This is a genomic window from Phycisphaerales bacterium, from assembly GCA_016699835.1.
Lineage (GTDB): Bacteria > Planctomycetota > Phycisphaerae > Phycisphaerales > UBA1924.
Genome location: CP064987.1, coordinates 1,448,997 through 1,468,109 on the forward strand (window position 1 = coordinate 1,448,997; position 19,113 = coordinate 1,468,109).

Sequence of the window (19,113 nt, forward strand, 5' to 3'; positions counted from 1 at the left end):
AATCTGGGCCGCGTTGGCTCGCTTATCGGAGGCCGTACTCGCGGAGTTTCCGATAGAGTGTCCGCTCGCCGATGCCGAGAAGTTTCGCCGCGTGCTCGCGGTTGCCACCGGTGAGGCGGAGGGTCTCGCGGATCGCGCGCTTCTCGATCTGCTCGAGGCTGGTCCCGGCGAGCGACGCGCTCGCGCCCGAGACGGCCGCATCGTCACCCGAGTCATCGGCCTCGCGGATGTCCTCGGGGATGTGGCGAACGTCGAGCGTCGGCGTCTCGCCCGAGGGACGATCCTCGCCCATGGACATCACGACCATGTTCTGGACGACGTTGAGCAACTGGCGGACGTTACCCGGCCAGGAGTAACTCGTCAGCCGCATCATCGCGGCGTCGGTCAGTTCGGGCACGCCCGCGCCCGGGCGCAACTGCTCGGTGAAGCGGGCGGCGGCGTGCTGGATGATCCGCGGGATGTCCTCGCGACGCTCGCGCAACGGCGGCAGGTGGATGTGCACGCCGTTGATGCGGAAGAAGAGATCCTCGCGGAACTTCCCCTCGCTCGAGAACTGCTTGAGGTCGCGGTTGGTCGCCGAGACGAAGCGCACATCCACTTTCCGCGAGTCGTTGCTCCCGAGTCGCACGAGATCGCCCGTCTCGAGGACGCGCAGCAGTTTCGCCTGCATCGCTAGGGGCATGTCCCCGATCTCATCGAGGAAGATGGTCCCCTTGTCGGCGAACTCGAAGACGCCCGGGCGATCCTTCTCGGCCCCTGTGAAGGCGCCGCGGACGTGCCCGAACAACTGGTCCTCGAGGAGGCTCTCGGCCTGGCCGGCGCAGTTGAACGCGACGAACTTTTCGCTCGATCGCTTGCTGTTCTTGTGGATCGCCTGGGCGATGAGTTCCTTCCCCGTGCCGCTCTCCCCCGTGATGAGCACGGCGATGTTCGAGGGGGCGACGGTGCGCACCGTGCGGAGGATCTTCCGCATCGGTTCGGAGCCGGCAACGATCCCCTCGAACCCGTCGTGCTGGACGAGGTCCTTGAGTTGCCCGCTCTCGTGGCGGAGGAGCACCGTCTCGGCGGCGCGGTTGACGAGGCTGCGGAAGACGTCGAGATCGAGCGGCTTCTGGATGAAATCGAAGACGCCGAGTTTGAACGCCGCCCGGGCCGTGGGCACGTCGCCGTGGGCCGTCACCATAATGACCTCGGCGTTGGGCTGCATCGATCGGGCCGCCGAGAGCACCTTGAGCCCCGCGTCGCCGCCATCGTTTGCCACCGTACCGCCGGGTGTTGTGGCTGCGGACGAGTTGGGCATTCGCAGGTCGGTGATGACGACGTCGAACGTGCCGTGGCGGAGTTCCTCGAGAGCGGCGGGAACCGAATCGACGATCGTGCAGACGTGTCCGGGCTTCTTGAGCGCCTCGGCCATCACGTCCGCGTGGTCCACCTCGTCCTCGACGATGAGGACCTGGGCGGCCAGTTTGTCGCTGGAACTCGGCGTGGTCATGCGGGAGAGAGTTTAGTCGACCGACGCGAGAAGTCTGGCGAGATCCCGCGAGGTTGCCCGGGCGCTCTTCGTCTTGGGACGCCGGGGTTTGGTGCCTGCCGGACCTTCGCCCATCACCCCGGGCGATCGAGAGCGGTTCGCGGCACACAACGCGATCGCCAGCGCGTCCGCCACGTCCGGCGGCGAGGGCGGCGCCTCCAGCCCGAAGACGCCCTGGATCGCCCGCTGCATCTGCCCCTTGCTCGCGTGACCGTGGCCGGTCAGCGATTTCTTCACTTCGTTGGGTCGCAACTCCACCAACTCCAGCCCGGCCCGGGCCACCGCCAGGAGCATCACGCCCCGCGCATGGCCCATTACCACGCCCGTCGCGGGGTGCTTCCAGTGCGCGAAGACCTGCTCGATCGCGACCAGATCCGGCGTCATCCGCTCGATCGCCTCCGAGAGATCGGCGAAGAGTTCCACGAGCCGTGACGAGATGGATCTCGCGTCACGTGATGTCGCCGCTTCGGTCGATGGCCCGGTCACGCGTGACTTTCGTCCCAAGCGGAGCACGCCCGCCTCCACGATCGTCGGCGTGCCACACGGCGCCGCGTCGATGCATCCGTACCCCGTCAGGTTCAGCCCGGGATCGAGCCCGAGGATTCGGGTGGACGCGTGTCGTGAAGATGGCGTGCGACGACTCGGCATGATTCTCACGACCGCGATGCGAAGTGCTTCAGATAGTGGACGACGGTCTTCGCCATGGAATCTCCCTCGATGTTGACCCGTGAGCCCGCGCGAAGGCCGCCGAGCGTTGTCTTTGAGAGTGTGGTGGGAATCAAGGCGACCTCGAACTCTGCGGCATCAACGTCCACTGTCGCCAGCGTGAGCGAGACACCCTGGACACAGACCGAGCCTCGAGGCACCATCACCTCGATCGACTCGCGCGATACACGGATTCGAACGCGCCACTCCTCGGCGCCCCCACCCCCACCCCCCCCACCACCACTCACACCGACCACCTCGCCCACCTCATCCACATGTCCCTGCACGATGTGCCCGCCCAACAGCGTCGTCGGTGTGGCGGCATGCTCCAGATGCACTTGATCGCCGGGCTTCAAGTTGCCCAGTGTCGTTCGCGAGAGCGTCTGGGGAATCACGTCGAAGACCAATATCGCCGCATGACCCACTGGCTCGGCCAGCGTGAGACAGCATCCATCGACCGCGATGGAATCGCCGGGCGTGGGCCGATGGCTCCAACCTTTCGCATCGATGTTCAACCGATCGCCGCTGGGTGTGGGCGTCCGGCTCACGACACTCCCGGTCTGCTCGATGATCCCCGTGAACATGCCGAACGGTATCGGTTCGGCATGCCAAACGCCGGGAGTGCCCCCCAAACGCTCGGAAAGGGATCCGCCCGCTTGACGTGCCCGAACCGGACCGACATACTGCTCCACCCCGAACACCCGCCGACGCGCTCGGCGTTTGGGTGGTGGTGCCCGATGACGCGGTGCTGGAGCCCCCGGAGTCACACCGGTGCGGCTCCGCTCCCCTTTGAGGGCACAGTCCAAGCCGGCCCGATGAGGCCCCAAAGGAGATGCGAATGAGCCGTCGCTCGAGTGAGGTTGGATGTGTGATCCTGGGTGTGGGCCTTCTCACGCTGTCGGCACTCAGCGGGTGCGAGTCACCGCAGTCGCTGGGGATCGAGCCGGCCTCGACGCGCGGCTCCAAGCAGGCCGCCGCCTGGAAGGCGCAACTCCCCCCGACGCGCCACGAGGAGTGGACGAAACTCGGGTATCGCCTCGACTGGCAGTCGCCGGTGTTTGTCCCCAACTCCGCTTCAAGGAACACGACCCGAGTGAAGGCGACCGCGGATGCGGTCCTTGTGCAGGATTCTTCAAGCACCGTCTCGTTCGTTGAGCCGGCGACGGGCAAGGTGCGCTGGGCGACCGAACTCGCCAACCCGCTCTCTCGATTCCTCAGCCTCGATCTTGATCCCGCGAACCCGCGTCACGTCCTTGCCTCGGCCGAGGGCGAACTCTTTGTCCTCGCGAGCGACACGGGCGCCCTTATCGAGCGTGAACGCTTCGCGCGAGTCGTGAACACCGCTCCCGTGTTCGCCCCCGGGCTGGCGATCTATGGCTGCAGCGCGGGCGAGATCCTCGCCCACACCATCGGCACCGAGTTCCGCGCCTGGGGCTTCGACGGGCACGCCACCTTCACCGCCAACCCCGTCTATGTCGGCGAGGCCATCGGATTCGTCGGACAGAACGGCAATGTCCTGTTCCTCAACGCCGCCGGCTCCATGATGGGCTTCACCAAGATCTATGACGGGCCCGCCGGCCAGCCCGCGACCGATGGCGAACGCCTCTTCATCGCCTCCACCGACCAGTCCCTCTGGGCGATCTACCCCAACGGGCAGACCGCCTGGCGCCACAAGACGCCCGCCAAACTCACGCGAAGCCCCGTCGTCCACGACTCGTTCGTCTATTGCGAACTCCCCGCGGGCTTCTCCGCCCTCCATGCCGACACGGGGACGCTCGTGTGGACCACGCCGAAACTCCACGGCGAGGTCATCGCCATCCGCGACGGAAAACTCGTCGTCTGGGAAGCACCCAAAGCGACTCTCGTCGATCCCAAGACCGGCGACATCATCGCCTCGGCCGAGATCCCCGAGGCGACGATCCTTGCCACCGAGTCGCTCGTGGACGCCCCGATCTACGTCGCCAACCCCCACGGCACACTGACTCGCTTCGTCCCGCGGAACTGATCCCGCACCGCCACACACCCAATCCCGGAGCGCCTCGACGCCATGCCCGACCTCGTCCGCATCCGCCGAGCGCTCCTCTCTGTCAGCGACAAATCCGGCATCGTTGCGCTCGCCCGCGTCCTCATTGAACGCGGCACGGAGATCATCTCGACCGGTGGCACCGCCGACCTCCTCGCCCGAGAGGGTCTGAAGGTCACACCTATCGACCAAGTCACGGGCTTCCCCGAGATGCTCGACGGCCGCGTCAAGACGCTCCACCCCAAGATCCATGGCGGGCTTCTCGGCCGGCGCGACCTGCCCTCGCATGCCGAGCAGATGCGTGCCCACGACATCAGGCCCATCGACCTGCTCTGCGTGAATCTCTACCCGTTCGAGAGCACCATCGCCAAGCCGGGCTGCACACGCGAGGACGCGATCGAGAACATCGACATCGGCGGACCCGCGATGATCCGCTCGGCCTCCAAGAACGCCGCCGACGTCGCGGTCGTCACCTCGCCCGAGCAGTACGACGCGCTCATCCGCGAACTGAAGTCGCACGACGGCTCGACGACGCTCGAGTTCCGCGCCTCGCTCGCCGCCCAGGCCTTCGCCCACACCGCGCGATACGACGCCGCGATCGCGCAGTATCTCGCCCCCGATACCGATCCGGACTCGATCTCGCTCACACTCTCCCTTGCCTCGACGCTGCGCTATGGCGAGAACCCGCACCAGGCCGCCGCGCTGTATCGCGAGGCCCACTCGAGCGGAGATGGCACGATCCCCGGCGCGCGTCAACTGCACGGGAAGGAACTCAGTTACAACAACATCCTCGATGCCGCCGCCGCCCTCGATCTCGCCTGGTCCCTTGCGGGCGCCTTTCCGATTCGTCCCGGCGCGAGCGTCATCAAGCACACCAACCCCTGCGGGAGCGCCGTCGCCGACACGCCCGAGCAGGCCGTCATGGAGGCGATCGCGGGCGATCCCCTCGCGGCGTACGGCGGGATCCTCGCGCTCAATGTCGAACTCACGGCCGCGGTCGCCGAGCGGCTCGCGGACAAGTCGATCTTTCTCGAGGTTGTCGCGGCTCCATCTTTCGCGCCCGACGCCGTCGCCATACTCAAGGAGCGCAGCGCCAACATCCGCCTCCTCGCCACTGGTCCCACCCCGACCACCGGCGTCGCGCGCCAACTCCGCTCGGTATCCGGCGGAATGCTCGTCCAGGACGCCGATCTCCGCCTCACGCCACACGCCGAGTTTGTCCACCGCGCCGGGCCCAAGCCCACGCCCGCCCAGATCGACGCGGCCCGGTTCATGGAGCCGGTGACGCGGCAACTCCTCAGCAATGCCGTCGCCATCGGTGGGCCATCGCCCGACGCCGCGGGTGCGTTCCGCCTCTTCGGCGCCGGCGCCGGGCAGATGGACCGCGTCGCCTCATGCCGCATCGCCGTCCAAAAAGCCGGCACGAACGCCCAGAACGCCGTTGCTTTCAGCGACGCCTTCTTCCCCTTCCCCGATGGCCCGAAGATCCTGATCGACGCCGGCGTGACGACCCTGGTCCACCCGGGCGGCTCCAAGCGCGACGCCGAGACCTTTGAACTCTGCGAGGCACGGGGCATCACCTGTCTGACCACCGGCATCCGGCATTTCCGCCATTAGCCCACCCGCCCCCAACTCCCGAGGAACGCCGGTCTTTGCCCGAGAACGCGAGTCTTCGCACAACTCCAACCAAATCGGATTGATTGGTTGGCCGATGTTCGCTAACAATCTACTCCGTGAGCGGGTGCTCGTGCCCGCCCATGAGGGATTCCGATGCGTCCACGCCACGGTGGAGACATCACCCGGCCGGTCCGTCGCCGCGAAGACTTCGACCTTTGCGACGATCACGCCGGCCCATCGCTCGTCGCCGCCCTCTCGGGCAGCGCCGGTGATCCTCCCGCCCTGGCCTCCAGGGTCCTGGTTCTCAATCGCCATTATGTCGCCATCCGCGTGATCTCGGCGCGGCGGGCCTTCTGCCTGCTCATGCGCGAGATCGCCGAGATCATCCACGTCGAGCAGACACCCGCCCGCACTGACGACGCTGGTGCCGTCATCGAGGGGACCGAGAGCACCCGATTCATCAACTACGACTTTGCCACCTGGGCGGACATGGCCTCGCTCCAGCAGGAGTTCGAGCGCGATCGCCACGACTGGGTCCGGACGCCCCGCCTCGAGATCGCCGTCCCCCGCATCATCCGCCTCCTCGGCTACGACCGCTTCCCCGAGCAGATCGTCAAACTCAACCGCCGCAACCTCTTCGCGCGTGATCGCAATCACTGCCAGTACTGCGGCAAGCACTTTCCCACGAGCGACCTCTCCATCGACCACGTCCTCCCTCGAACCCAGGGCGGCGGCGACAGTTGGGAGAACCTCGTCTGCGCCTGCATCCGCTGCAACGCGAAGAAGGGCGGGCGCACGCCCGAGCAGGCCTCGATGAAACTCATCCGCCGCCCCGAGCGCCCCAAGCGAAGCCCCGTGATCGCGCTCCGCCTGGGGAACGAGAAGTACCGCTCGTGGAAGGCCTTCCTCGACCACGCCTACTGGGACGTGGAACTCCGATAAGTCGCTTGGAGTTCGAAGCGCGTGGTACTGCACGCACACGTCTCGTTGCCCTCCGACTACATCCATCACGATCGTCCGGAAATCTCCGCTCTCTCGCCGAGTCGCTCAGGCCTACACGTTCCGGCACGCGTGTTGTTTCCCCGTGATGCGTGTCCACCACATCGCCCAAACTTGTCGCCTTTGCCGGAGTCGTCTCCATTTCGATCCTGACGATTGCCGGCTGCGCCCACTCCACAAGCAGCGCGTTCGCACCGCGGCAGGCCGTTCAACGGTCCCAGGCCGAACTCGTCTTTGCCGGGCCCGATGTCCAGGACAATCAGTCCCTCGAGGACACTTACGCGACGCTGTGGTACGCCCGGCGAGACGACACGCTCGGCGCGCCGCCCCCGGGCGATCCCACAAGCACCCTGCTCTTTCCCCCGGCCCCAGCGCCGAGCCTGAGCGACGCGCGTCGGCTCTTCCTCTACACCCACTCCCCGGACACCTACATCTACTTCGACGATCGCCACGATCATCATCGCCGCGATCGAGAGTATCGACGCCCCACCACTCCACGTCGACCGGGCTATCCCAGCCATCCAGGCTCGTACCCCTCGCGTCGCTGGTGAGCACGACGACCACCAACACAAGAAAACGACGCCGGGCGAAGGTTCGCGCCGGCGTCGTGACACACTCGAAATCACGCACTCCAAAAGTCAACGCCCGGGCGGCCTACACAGCCAACCCGGGCGTGGAACTCGTTGCGCGTCGCCGGCCAACCCCCCGGTCGCACGCCCTCCCGCCCCCATCGGGCTCTCCCTCACTCCCCATCACATGGAGGCTTGGGTCAGGCGTGGCGCCGACGACGCGCCCTTGGACCGAGTTCAGTCGAACAGAGCCGTGGTTTCGGGCTTGTCGACGCTTCGAAGCACGAGGGTCGTGTCGATGCGGAAGTTGGACTGCGTGCGGTGACGCTCGGCGAAGAAGAAGTTCAACTTGTACTTGTGCCCGTCCTTGAGCCAGTTGAGCCGGTCGAGCTCGATCGTCTGGCTGACCGCGGAGTGCACGCCACCGATGTCGATCACCAGCTTCCCGTCGATGAAGACCCACACGTCGTCGTCACCGGTGAAGGTGAAGGTGTGCCCGGCGCCGCGCTGGTAGACGAAGTCGCTCGCCAGCTCATAGGTGAAGTGGAAGTTCTTGCTGTCGCCGTTGCTGTTGCCCATGAGTTCGCCGTTGACCGGGAAGAACCCGCCGCGGCCCGAGTACGTCGCGTCGGTGCGGTCGCTGAAGGTGTAGATCGGCGTCCCCGACTGGCGAACCAGCGTGATAGCGAGCGGCTTGGAGACATTCACGCCGGACGTGTCGCGGAACCACTGACCAAACTGGCTGTCGGTGCTCGCGATCGCTCCGCCCGTGCTCGACGCGATCGAGCCCGCCGTGTCGCCGTCACGCTTGTCGATGTACGTGCGCGTCGGGATGATGTTCCGACCCTGCGAGTCGCGATAGTTCGAAGAGAGCTTGTACCCGGCGCTCGCCTTCACGGGCTTGTTGTCGGCGTCCAGCGTGTCCTGGACCATCCCGACGTAGTGCCCGAAGCCGCTCGAGGGCCGGCGCTCGAAGTCGGTGTGCCCGCCGGAGACCGAACGCTCCTTGAAGTCACGCACGACGCCCGTGAGCGTCAGCGTCGCGGGGAGGTCCGAGTACCGGTCGTTCGACGTCCCCTCGCCCGACGCGGTCGCCCGCTCGGGAGTCATCGCGAGGCCCGCCGCCAGGCAGAGCATCAACGCAAACGGGGCACCCTTCCGAAATGCATTCACAAAGTTCGCCATAGTCCTTCACTCCTTCCGGGGGTCCCCGGGCAAGACGTGTCATGCATCCCCCGGGCCACGCAGCACCGAAGGCTCACTGAGGAAGGTCAAATACACCCGCTCTGGCGTCAACCCATCGGGGTGACTTTCCTTGACCGCCCGTCCGCCTGCAACGACTGGGCAACTCCGGCAGACTCTGCCGGATGTGCCGGCGTGCCCCATGGTGCGATCACGCACCAGAAACGAAGACCGCGCGACGCCACACGCCGCTCGGTACCAATGTCTCGAAGTTGCGAGTATCACGGCACCAGGCCGATCACTTCGACGCGACCGACGCCGACTCTTTGGGGACGAGGCGCAGCGTCGTCTCGATCCGGAAGTTCGACTCACTCGTGCGGCGTTCGGCATGGAAGAGCCGGAGCGTGTACGTCCGCCCGTCCTGGAGACCGCTGAGCCGGTCCAACTCGACCGTCTGCTCGCGACGCGGATGGGGTCCGCCGAGATCGATCACCAACTTGCCGTCGATGAACACCCACGCGTCGTCGTCACCGACGAACGTGAAGAGATGCCCCTTCCCGCGCTCATAGCGGAACGTGGTCTCGATCTGCGTCGTGAAGTGGAAGTTCTTTCCCCACGTGCTGTAGTTGCCCATCAACATTCCGTCGATCGGGAAAAACCCGCCGCGAGACGTGTAGGGCGCGTCGATCGACGAGTCGAAGACGTAGCGATTGGTGCCCCCGACGCGTCGAAGACGGATCTCGATGTCCGTGGCCGCGTTCACACCGGGCACATCGTGGTACCAGGAATAGAACGACTCGGAGGATTCCACGCGCTTGTCTGTGCACTCGCGCAGTCGCGCCTTGGTGTCGCCGCGATTCTCGTCCGCCGTTCCGGGGCGAATGTTCTTCCCCGAGCGGCTCTTGGCCTCGCCCACGATCTCCTGGCCCGACACGGTCTTGAGCACGGGCGTGTTGTCGGGACCAAGACGATCCTCGACCAGCCCGACCCGGGTCTGCCCGGACCAACGCTCAAAGTCCGGATGCCCGCCTGGATCGTCGTGGGGCTTGAAGTCCCGGATTCTGGCCTTGAGCGTCTGCTCCGACGGAAGGTCCGAGAACGGATCGACGTTTGCACCCGACGAGTCGTTGGGACTCTTCACGATTTCCGTCTGCTTCGTCGATCCCGGGTCCGCCTCGACGGACCATCCCGCCGCCTGGAGTGCGAGGATTGCCAAACCTGCCGCGATGTGCCGTCCGAGTCGATCCACGCCTCGCTCCTCCCAGCGCGATCCACGCGCCGGGATCGCGTGAAGAGTGTGCCAATCCACTCCCCGCACGTCCACACGAAGGAGACGCCTGTCGGCGATCCCTTGTGCGTCTTGCCCGCAGAGCCGGATCGGGTCAACACGGATACTCGAACGAGCGTCCGAGAACCGGGTTTAGTCGAACTTGCCCGTCGTCGGCGGCGGGCTCACGCTGCGGAGCATCATCGTCGTTTCCATCCTGAAGTTCGACTGGTTGGTGTGTCGCTCGGCGTGGAAGACCTTGAGCGTGCACGCCTGCCCGAACTCGAGCCAGTCGAGCCTGGAAAGATCGATCGTCTGGGCCTTTGCCGAGTGCAGGCCTCCCAGGTCGATCACCAGTTTTCCGTTGATGAAGACCCACACGTCGTCGTCGCCCGAGAAGGTGAAGACATCGCCTCGCTGATGGATGAACTCGGCGGTAATCTCGGTGGTGAAGTGGAAGTTCTTTCCCGTCGTCGAGTAGTTGCCGTACAACTCGCCCGTCAGCGGGAAGAACCCGCCGCGCTCGACGCACTGCGGATCTGTCGCGGAGTCGAAGACGTACTTGTTCGTCCCCGGCTCGCGCTTGAGGCTGAGCGGGACGCTCATGCTCGCGTTCACGCCGGGCACCTCGCGATACCACTGTGCGAACGAGGCCGCCGATGTGATCCGGGGCGAGGTCTCCACGATCAACTGCGCCGGGCGATCACCCAACTCGGCGTTCGCGAGCGCGGGATTGATCGGACGGCCCTGCCGGTCCAGGGCGTCGGTCGACACCGACGAACCCGAGAGACTCCGGAGCACGGGCTTGGCGTCCTCGCCGAGTTGGGCCTCGACGAGACCAACCCGCATCGGGCCGGCAAAGGCCTCAAAGTCGGGATGCCCGCCCTGCTCCTGCGCGTTCTTGAAGTCCCGCACAATCGCCGTCACTTTGAGTTCCCGCGGGAGTGCGGCGTACTCATCTGTCGGCGTCCGATCGAGCGTTGGGAGATACGCCGAGCCGCCTTGTGGGGTCGTTGCCGTCCCATCCGCCGACGGCGCAAACGCCGCCGCCAAAGGCAAACCAGCCACGGCACCAAAGAGCGCAATCATCACACGATTCTTCATGATCAAGGCCTCCAACGCGTCGATGGTCCCGAGCAGAACCCTCACGTCCCGCGGTCTATCGCGCGCATTCAAAGTGATTCGTCGGTCAGATCACCACTCGGCACAATGGGCTGTTTCCCACTCGTCGTTTGGCCCTGCCGGACGTCCGGATCGTGCCGGATGAGCGATCACCGACGCGGCGTGGGCGTGATGCGTCGAACTATGATCGGACCATGGGCCCGCGGGCTTCTCGGACGCTCACGCACCGACGCTCGCCAAGCCGACATCTCAACGCACCTCAAAGGCATGGAAGCGGCGCATGGACACGTTCGTCATCGAGGGAGGGCGCAGGCTCTCGGGTCGGGTTCGCATCAACGGGAGCAAGAACGCGGCGTTGCCGATTCTCGCCGCCGCGCTCCTCACGGATCAGCCCGTCACGTTTCGTGATGTCCCGGATCTCGCCGACATCCGGAACATGGTCCGGCTGTTGGGGCAACTGGGGTGCACGCGGGGCGATCTCCCCGAGGACGCCGACGATGCGGCGAAACTCTCGCCGACGCGCCAGGGATCGCTGATCCTCCATTCCACCGACGAATCGCAGTCGCACGCGCGGTACGAGATCGTGCGGACGATGCGCGCCAGCATCTGTACGCTCGGGCCCATGATCGCGAAGCGCGGCTTCGCGCGGGTCTCGCTCCCCGGCGGGTGCGCCATCGGCGAGAGGCCCGTGGACCTTCACCTGCGCGGGTTGGCCGCGTTGGGCGCGGAGATCACGCTGTCATCCGGCGACATCATCGCCAAAGCGCCGCCCGGCGGCCTGCGCGGCGCGACCGTCTTCCTCGGCGGCACGTTCGGGAGCACCGTCCTGGGCACCGCCAACGTCATGTCCGCCGCCACGCTGGCGAAAGGCACGACCATCATCGAGTCCGCCGCGTGCGAGCCGGAGATCGTGGACCTCGCACGCCTCCTCCAGAAGATGGGCGCGATCATCCACGGTGCCGGCTCGCCACGCATCATTGTCGAGGGCGTCGCGGAACTTGGCGGCGCCGACCACGCCGTCATCCCCGATCGCATCGAGGCCGGGACGCTCATCATGGCGGCCGCCATGACCAACGGCGATCTCACGCTCGACAACTGCCCCATGGACGCGATGCTCTCGGTCAACTTCGTCCTCTCGGCAATCGGCATCCATGTCGAGCCGGTCGAGGGGCTCGCCGCCCACGTGGTCCCCTCGTCGGCGCGGAGGTCCCCGACGGTCTCCCTGACCAATGGCGTGCACTCGCCGCTCGTCGATGCCGACGATCCACTCCGCAAGACCGTCCGCGTCACCTGCGACCGCGTCCTGCGCCCGACCGAGGTCACCACCCAGCCCCATCCCGGATTCCCGACGGATCTGCAGGCGCAACTGATGACGCTGCTCTGCCTGGCGGACGGCAACTCCATCATCACCGAGCGCATCTTCCCCGATCGATTCCTGCACGTCGCGGAACTCTCGCGGATGGGCGCGAAACTCATCCGCCAGGGGTCCACCGTCGTCGTCTCGGGCGTGCGTCAACTCGTCGGCGCGCCCGTGATGGCGAGCGACCTTCGCGCGTCGGCGGGCCTCGTGCTCGCCGGGATGGCCGCCTCGGGCACGACGGTCGTCAATCGCGTGTATCACCTCGATCGCGGGTACGAACGCCTCGATGATCGCCTTCGCTCGCTGGGCGCGCGCATCACCCGCGTCAAAGAGGGCGAGGCCCAGGCGGCGGCCGAGACGGTCAGCGTCTGACGCTCCTTTCGAACGGCGAACGAATCATCTCACGTTCTCAGTGGTGTGCCTATCGAGCAAGTTCGTGAGGATCGGCGCTACCACATCGTGAAATCGACACAAGCCCTCCCTGACGGTCGGGCTGCTTGCCGATTGATCCACAAGTGTGTTGTTGCGTCAATCCTCGTCGAACCCCGAGTCGACGAGCGCTTTGAGCGACTTGCACGCCGCCGCCGCGTCCTCGCCCTCGGCCTCGATGAGCAGTTCCGACCCCTGCCCGGCCGCGAGCATCATCATCTGCATGATGGACTTCCCGTCGACCTGGGTGTCTCCCTTGGCGACCTTGATCTCGGCCTTGAAGGTGGAGGCGCGATCGACGAACGTCATCGCCGGCCGGGCGTGAAGGCCCAGCCGATTAACGATCTTCGCGATCACCGAGTGCTTGTCCACCGTTTGTGCCCGTCCGGGCGTCGCACGCCCCTAAAGACTCCCATGGAACTCGCCCAACCCGCCTCAACCGGCCAGATGCTGCTGGTCCGCCTCGTCGAGGAGCGTTCGCACCTCTTCGACCGATCCTGACTGCCTGAGGAACCTGCGGAAGGTGTCCTTGCTGAGGTTCTTGAAGATCACCTCCATCGCGTGGAGGTGGTCTTCGGGCCTGTCCTCGGGGGAGAGGAGCAGGAAGACCGAGTAGACCGGTTGCTTGTCGAGGGAACTGAAGTCCACGCCTCGCGCCGAGAGCCCGATCGCCGCGGCCATTTTCTGCACGCTGCGATGCTTGACGTGGGGAACAGCGACGCCCTTGCCGAAGCCGGTGGAGCCGCGTTTCTCACGTTCCATGACGCGCGAGACGAGTTCGTCACGGACCTTCGCCGACGCCGCCCCGGAGGAGACCAGGGCGTCGATGAGTTCGATCACGACACCCTCGCGATCCTGGGCGGTGAGAGACGCGACGATCGCCCCGCTGGGCACGAGTTCGGTGAGTTTCATCACGATTCCAAGGCTCCTGCAAGGGTCCCGGGCGTGCTCGAGTCGAGCGTCCCGGGGATCCGCCGGGCGGCGCGTCCGCCCGGTGGATCATGGTCGATGGGTCCCTTTCGGGAAGGTCCTAGTGCTTCTTGGATTTCAGTTCCTTGTAGTCACGCAGTTGTCGCTCGCCCTTTTCCACCACGATGTCGATCGCCGCGTACACGTCGGCGGCCTTGGCGTGGGAGATAAAGTCATCGTGGTGCTCAACGTCGATGATCAGTTCCACGTCGAAATCGCCGTGGTGTGCCGCGTTCACCTTGCTCACGGTCAGCGAGATCGACTGCACCGCGTTCTCGAAGTACTTCGTCAACTTTCCGGCCTTGCCCTCCGCGTATTGGCGGATGGCGTCGGTCACCGGCACGTTGCGACCCACCACGTCGATGCGCATGCTGCACGTCCCTCCATGAAGACCGACGCCCCCGCGACCCGGCGCGGGACATCGGCGTGGTCCATCATAGTGGGTTTGTGGAGGCTGTCCCGCCCGACAAGGGGGCGGCCCTTCCTCATGATCGCCTCGGTCGTGAGCCCTCCGGGTGATCGCCGAGATGGATGGGAGTCGAGCCATGCTCGATCAATGGGCCTGGGCAGATTCGAACTGCCGACCTCACCCTTATCAGGGGTGCGCTCTAACCAACTGAGCTACAAGCCCTCGTCGCCCGGTCACGCCGGACGGGGGAGGAGTGTACGCCCCGGTCGGCGGGGTGTCATCCGCCACGCCAACCCTCATCTGACGGGCTTTGACAAGGCCCCATCACCCCCTGGGGTGGAACTTCCGATGGATGCTCTTGAGGCGGGCCTTATCCACATGGGTATAGATCTGCGTCGTGGCGATGTCGGCGTGTCCGAGGAGTTCCTGGACCACCCGGAGATCGGCCCCGCCCGAGAGCAGGTGGGTCGCGAAACTATGGCGGAGCACATGGGGATGGACACCCCGCAACCCCGCGAGGCGCGCGTGGCGGGTCACGATGTTCCAGACCGCAACCCGCTCGAGCGGACGCCCTGTTCGTGAGAGGAGCACGCGCCCCTGATCGAGCCCTCGCCTCGCCAAACCCGGGCGGCAGTCGGCGAGGTAGTGCTCCAAGGCCCGACGAGCCGGAAGCCCCACAGGCACCAGCCGCTGTTTGCTCCCCTTCCCCATCACCCGCAAGCATCCGATCCCCACGACCCAGTCCGATGTCGAAAGCCCGGCAGCCTCGGAGGCGCGCAGGCCGCTCGCGTACATCAGTTCGAGCAGCGCCCGATCGCGCAGCCACAGCGTCGGCGTCGTTGCGGGAGTGTTCAGTTCGCTGGGTGAGGCGAGGAGCGCCGCGACCTGCTCGGGCGAGAGCACGTCGGGCAGGTTCTTCCATCGCGTGGGTCGATCGAGAATCTCGGAGGGGTCCTCGGTCGTCAGTCCCGTGGCCCGCGCCCATCGGCAGAAAACGCGGATGGTCGCCATGTGCCGGATCACGGTGGACGCCGCGTGCCCCCGGCGGGCCTTGAGTCCCTGGACGTGCTCGATGAGATCGCCCTCACTGATGGCCCAGGGGGTGATGCCCGCGGTGCCGCGCGATTCGATGAGATCCTGGAAGAGGTCGCGGAGGTCGCGTGAATAGGCCGCGAGCGTGTTGGGCGAGAGACCGCACTCGAAGGCGAGGAAGGCGCGGAAGCGCTCGAGCGCGCCGAGCGCCTCGGGCGAGACTTCCCCCACGACCTGGACCACGCTGCTCACGCGCGCAGTATACCGGGGGACGGCGTCGGTTGAAACGACCGAGAACACGAACAACGCCCGGCATGGTCTCCCACGCCGGGCGTCTGGGTCAGAATCTCACGCGTCTCGTGCTTCTCGGGGCTTAGCCGAGGAGCTGCAGCGCCGCCTGGGGCGCCTGATTCGCGAGCGAGAGGATGTTGGTCGACGCGTTCACGAGGATCTGCGACCGCGTGAGCGACGCCGTCTCCGACGCGAAGTCCGCATCACGGATGACGCTCTCGGCGGCGGCGGTGTTCTCAATCGCGACACCCAGGCTTCGCACCGTGGCGCCGACGACGTTCTTCTGGAACGCGCCGAGTCGACCGCGGAGCGACGAGACCTGCTTGATGGCCTCGGCGACCACGTCCTGCGCGGCGGTCTTGTTCCCGTTCACGACGTTGTTCGACTTGCCCGACGCGAGCGTGTCGAGGAATCCGACGGCGCTGTTCCCCAACTTGCGTGCGGCGACGTCGATGATGCCGATGGAGACACGGCCGACGATGTCCACGCGGCTGGCGAGTTGGAAGTCGGCGCCTCCGCCGGTGATCAGGAACGCCGAGCCGGTGCCCACGTTGCCGAGGGTCTGGGCGTTGGTGTTGTTGAGCGTGAGTTCCACGTCGAGGAAGTCGGTGTTGATGCGTGCGGTCTTGCCCTTCGAGGTCGCCAGCACGCCGTTGATCGTCGCGCCGACGTCCTGGCCAGCGTCACGAACGGCGTTGGTCGCCGCCGCGAACTCGACCTGGCTGCCTGTGGTTGCGGCGGCGAAGTTCGTCGCCTGGAGGGTGTGGATGCCGCTCGTGCCGGCCGCGATGCCGGCCGCGTTCACGACCTTCACCGAGACGAACTCGTCGGACCCGAAGCCCTTGCTGTTGAGTTTGATGCCCGTGCCCGAGACCGTCGCCTGGATCCCCGTCACGTCGGTGAACGAGTTGATCGCGTCGCGGACGGCGCTCAGCGTGGTGCCTGTGGCGAAGGACAACTCGCGGCTGCCCTTGCTGCCGGCGATCTCGAGCACCAGCGAGGAGCCCGCCGTCAGCGCGAGGCTCGTGGCCCCGGCCGAGAGGAAGAGACCCGCCTGCTGGGCCGACTGGGTGACCTGGACATCGACCGCGAGGGACGCGCCGGAGTACTTGGCGCCGTTCACGCGGATGTCGGAGACACCGCTGACGATGCCGCTGGTCTTGAAGTCCATGTTGCCGTTGAGCAACTTGATGCCCTGGAAGTTGGTGGCGCTGGCGACGCGGTCGATCGTTTGCAGGATCGAGTCGATCTGCAACTGATTCGCGGCCTTCTCCTCGGCGGAGAGGCCGGCGCTGCTCGCCGACGCCGTCACCAGGCCCTGCAACTCGCTGAGGAGGCTCGAGACTTCCTGGAGCCCGCCCTCACCGATGTTGACGACCTGGTCGGCGCGCTCGGCATTGCCGACGGCCTGGTTGAGCGCCTTTTGCTCCGAGCGCAGGTTCTCGCTCGCGATCAGGCCCGCGGGGTCGTCCTTCCCGCGGGAGATGCGAAGACCGGTGCTCAGCCGCTCGAGCGCGCTCGAGAGGCTGGTGTTGTTTTGCGTCAGCACTCGCTGGGCAATCAACGACTGAACGTTCGTGTTAATCCGACTCATGGAAAATACCTCCGTGACCCAATGTGCCGCGTCCGTCGCGGCGACGCGTGAGATCCGTCTCGCGAGCGACACCTTGTCGCTCACCGCGGCGAAGAACGAGCACTCGTTCCAGGCGCCGCGAGGGATCGCGTCGCCGCGAGCCCCGAGAACCAACACACTCGGAACGTCCGAGCATGTCGTTTGGCTTATCGGGGCGTCCCCAGCGCGGATTAAGTCGGACACTCCGAATTCCCCGGAATTCCGTCCCGGGCGTCACGAACCGCGCAAGACTCGCGCCCCTCACACCCTCACTCTGGGGTAGAAGCCATGCCAAACCTCGTTATCAGGACCTCAAGGCACCGCGCGCGCATGAAAACGCCCGGGTCAGGCGACCCGGGCGTGAGTGAGATCAGACTCTCAGGCTCGTCGGATTAGCCGAGGAGCTGGAGGGCCGACTGCGGCTGGCTGTTCGAGAGCGCCAGGATGTTGGTCGCGGAAGACACGAGGATCTGCGACCGGGTGAGGGCCGCGGTCTCGGTGGCGAAGTCGGCGTCGCGGATGACGCTCTGGGCCGCTGCTGTGTTCTCGATCGAGACGTTCAGCGAACGGATGTTGGCCCCGATGACGTTCTTCTGGAACGCGCCCAGACGCCCGCGGAGCGAGGAGACCTGCTTGATGGCCTCGGCGACGACCGACTGGGCGTCGGTGAGGTTGCCGCTGACCACGTTGTTGGACTTGCCAGAGGCGAGGCTATCGAGGAAGCCGAGGCTCGAGTTGCCGAGCTTGCGGGCCGCGATCTCGGCGATGCCGAGCGAGACCTTGCCACCGATGTCCACCTTGCTGGAGAGCTGGAAGTTTGCGCCGCCGCCGGTGATGGTGAGGGCGCTGACGCTCGAGAGGGTCTGCGAGGCGGTCGTGCCGAAGGTGAGTTCGACATCGAGGAAGTCGGTGTTGATGCGTGCGGTCTTGCCCGAGGAGGTCGCCTTCACGCCGTTGATCGTGGCGCCGATGTCCTGGCCCTGATCGCGGACGGCGTTGGTCGCCGCCGCGAACTCGACCTGGCTGCCGGCGACCGCGGTGGAGAAATCCCCTGCTGTGAGCGTGTGGATACCGCTCGAAGCGCCGGTGATGCCGCCATCGTCCACAACCTTCACCGAGACGAACTCGGCCGAGCCGAAGTCCTTGCTGACGAGCTTGATGCCCGTGCCCGAGACGGTCGCCTGCACGCCCGTCACGTCGGTGAACGAGTTGATCGCGTCACGAACCGCGGTGAGCGACGTGCCCGACGTGAACGACAACTCACGGCTGCCCTTGCTGCCCGCGACCTCGAGCACGAGCGTGGAGCCCGTCCCGAGATCGAGCGCCGCGGCGCCGGCCGAGAGGAACAGACCGGCCTGCTGGGCCGACTGCGTGATCTGCGCGGTCACGGCGAGGGACGAGCCCGTGAACTTCGCGCCGTTGACGCGGAAGTCCGTCACGCTCGACGAGATGCTGCTCGTCTTGAAGTTGAAGTTGCCGTTGAGGAGCTTGATCCCCTGGAAGTTGGTCGTGGACGAGATGCGGTCGATCGTCTGGAGGATCGAGTCGATCTGCAACTGATTCGCGGCCTTCTCCTCGGCGGAGAGACCGGCGGAGCTGCCCGACGCCGTCACGAGCGACTGGAGCTCGCTGAGCAGGCCCGAGACTTCCTGGAGGCCGCCCTCGGCGATGTTCACGACCTGGTCGGCGCGCTCGGAGTTATCGACCGCGGTGTTGAGCGCCTTCTGCTCGCTGAGCAGGTTCTCGCTCGCGATCAGGCCGGCCGGATCATCCTTGCCGCGGTTGATCTTGAGACCCGTGCTCAAGCGCTCGAGAGCGACGTTGAGGCCCGAGTTGTTCTGGCCCAGCACGCGCTGAGCGATGAGGGACTGGACGTTCGTATTGATGCGAGCCATGCGATCCTCCGTGAAACGGATTGAGGACTGAGTCGGGCGGACGATCCCCGACTCTCACACACGCCTTCCCGAAACGCTCGGGTCGGCGCTGGGGCGGCACG

General features: G+C 66.1%; 17 protein-coding genes and 1 tRNA gene. 5 read left to right on the forward strand and 13 right to left on the reverse strand.

Features of this window, described 5'->3' with window-relative positions:
* Window positions 1-22 precede the first annotated feature (22 nt).
* From IPK69_06050 to IPK69_06060, 3 genes are read right to left on the reverse strand one after another with little or no spacing between them, the layout of a single operon-like run.
* A complete protein-coding gene (locus IPK69_06050; GenBank protein QQS10179.1) occupies window positions 23-1,492 on the reverse strand; it encodes a sigma-54-dependent Fis family transcriptional regulator in 1,470 nt (489 codons plus the stop codon).
* Between the two features lie 12 nt (window positions 1,493-1,504).
* Window positions 1,505-2,179, reverse strand: coding sequence for a crossover junction endodeoxyribonuclease RuvC (locus tag IPK69_06055; GenBank protein ID QQS10180.1), 675 nt, complete (start codon window positions 2,177-2,179; stop codon window positions 1,505-1,507).
* Between the two features lie 5 nt (window positions 2,180-2,184).
* Window positions 2,185-2,820, reverse strand: a complete 636-nt coding sequence (locus IPK69_06060; protein QQS10181.1) for a riboflavin synthase — start codon at window positions 2,818-2,820, stop codon at window positions 2,185-2,187.
* 254 nt (window positions 2,821-3,074) lie between these two features.
* On the opposite strand from IPK69_06060, the gene IPK69_06065 reads away from it, so the two are divergent.
* The 4 genes from IPK69_06065 to IPK69_06080 all read left to right on the forward strand — a co-directional run bounded on the left by IPK69_06065 (window position 3,075) and on the right by IPK69_06080 (window position 7,426).
* On the forward strand, window positions 3,075-4,241 hold the full coding sequence (locus IPK69_06065) for a PQQ-binding-like beta-propeller repeat protein (GenBank protein QQS10182.1): 1,167 nt from the start codon (window positions 3,075-3,077) through the stop codon (window positions 4,239-4,241).
* Window positions 4,242-4,283: 42 nt separating this feature from the next.
* Complete coding sequence (gene purH, locus IPK69_06070) at window positions 4,284-5,876, forward strand: bifunctional phosphoribosylaminoimidazolecarboxamide formyltransferase/IMP cyclohydrolase (GenBank protein QQS10183.1); 1,593 nt, start codon at window positions 4,284-4,286, stop codon at window positions 5,874-5,876.
* Between the two features lie 153 nt (window positions 5,877-6,029).
* Window positions 6,030-6,818, forward strand: a complete 789-nt coding sequence (locus tag IPK69_06075) for an HNH endonuclease (GenBank protein QQS10184.1) — start codon at window positions 6,030-6,032, stop codon at window positions 6,816-6,818.
* Between the two features lie 149 nt (window positions 6,819-6,967).
* Window positions 6,968-7,426: a hypothetical protein gene (locus IPK69_06080; protein QQS10185.1), complete on the forward strand. Its 459-nt coding sequence runs from the start codon at window positions 6,968-6,970 to the stop codon at window positions 7,424-7,426.
* Window positions 7,427-7,681: 255 nt separating this feature from the next.
* Here the strand turns inward: IPK69_06080 and IPK69_06085 are convergent, their stop codons facing one another.
* The 3 genes from IPK69_06085 to IPK69_06095 form a co-directional block, all read right to left on the reverse strand.
* On the reverse strand, window positions 7,682-8,629 hold the full coding sequence (locus IPK69_06085) for a fibro-slime domain-containing protein (protein QQS10186.1): 948 nt from the start codon (window positions 8,627-8,629) through the stop codon (window positions 7,682-7,684).
* 295 nt (window positions 8,630-8,924) lie between these two features.
* A complete protein-coding gene (locus IPK69_06090) occupies window positions 8,925-9,875 on the reverse strand; it encodes a fibro-slime domain-containing protein (GenBank protein ID QQS10187.1) in 951 nt (316 codons plus the stop codon).
* 171 nt (window positions 9,876-10,046) lie between these two features.
* Window positions 10,047-10,997 (reverse strand): fibro-slime domain-containing protein, encoded by a 951-nt coding sequence (locus tag IPK69_06095; GenBank protein ID QQS10188.1) that lies wholly within the window; start codon window positions 10,995-10,997, stop codon window positions 10,047-10,049.
* A gap of 298 nt (window positions 10,998-11,295) precedes the next feature.
* Here IPK69_06095 and murA point away from each other — a divergent pair, with 298 nt between their 5' ends.
* Window positions 11,296-12,747 (forward strand): UDP-N-acetylglucosamine 1-carboxyvinyltransferase, encoded by a 1,452-nt coding sequence (gene murA / locus IPK69_06100; protein QQS10189.1) that lies wholly within the window; start codon window positions 11,296-11,298, stop codon window positions 12,745-12,747.
* Between the two features lie 156 nt (window positions 12,748-12,903).
* Here murA and IPK69_06105 read toward each other — a convergent pair whose 3' ends face one another.
* From IPK69_06105 to IPK69_06135, 7 genes are all read right to left on the reverse strand, one after another.
* Window positions 12,904-13,113, reverse strand: coding sequence for an HPr family phosphocarrier protein (locus tag IPK69_06105; GenBank protein ID QQS10434.1), 210 nt, complete (start codon window positions 13,111-13,113; stop codon window positions 12,904-12,906).
* Between the two features lie 126 nt (window positions 13,114-13,239).
* Window positions 13,240-13,719 (reverse strand): PTS sugar transporter subunit IIA, encoded by a 480-nt coding sequence (locus tag IPK69_06110; GenBank protein ID QQS10190.1) that lies wholly within the window; start codon window positions 13,717-13,719, stop codon window positions 13,240-13,242.
* 115 nt (window positions 13,720-13,834) lie between these two features.
* Window positions 13,835-14,143: a ribosome-associated translation inhibitor RaiA gene (raiA, locus tag IPK69_06115; protein QQS10191.1), complete on the reverse strand. Its 309-nt coding sequence runs from the start codon at window positions 14,141-14,143 to the stop codon at window positions 13,835-13,837.
* 187 nt (window positions 14,144-14,330) lie between these two features.
* A tRNA-Ile gene (locus IPK69_06120) sits at window positions 14,331-14,404 on the reverse strand.
* A gap of 102 nt (window positions 14,405-14,506) precedes the next feature.
* On the reverse strand, window positions 14,507-15,466 hold the full coding sequence (locus IPK69_06125) for a tyrosine recombinase XerD (GenBank protein ID QQS10192.1): 960 nt from the start codon (window positions 15,464-15,466) through the stop codon (window positions 14,507-14,509).
* Window positions 15,467-15,587: 121 nt separating this feature from the next.
* Window positions 15,588-17,099: a flagellin gene (locus tag IPK69_06130; protein QQS10193.1), complete on the reverse strand. Its 1,512-nt coding sequence runs from the start codon at window positions 17,097-17,099 to the stop codon at window positions 15,588-15,590.
* A 410-nt stretch (window positions 17,100-17,509) separates the two neighbouring features.
* A complete protein-coding gene (locus IPK69_06135; GenBank protein QQS10194.1) occupies window positions 17,510-19,012 on the reverse strand; it encodes a flagellin in 1,503 nt (500 codons plus the stop codon).
* Between the last annotated feature and the right edge of the window lie 101 nt (window positions 19,013-19,113).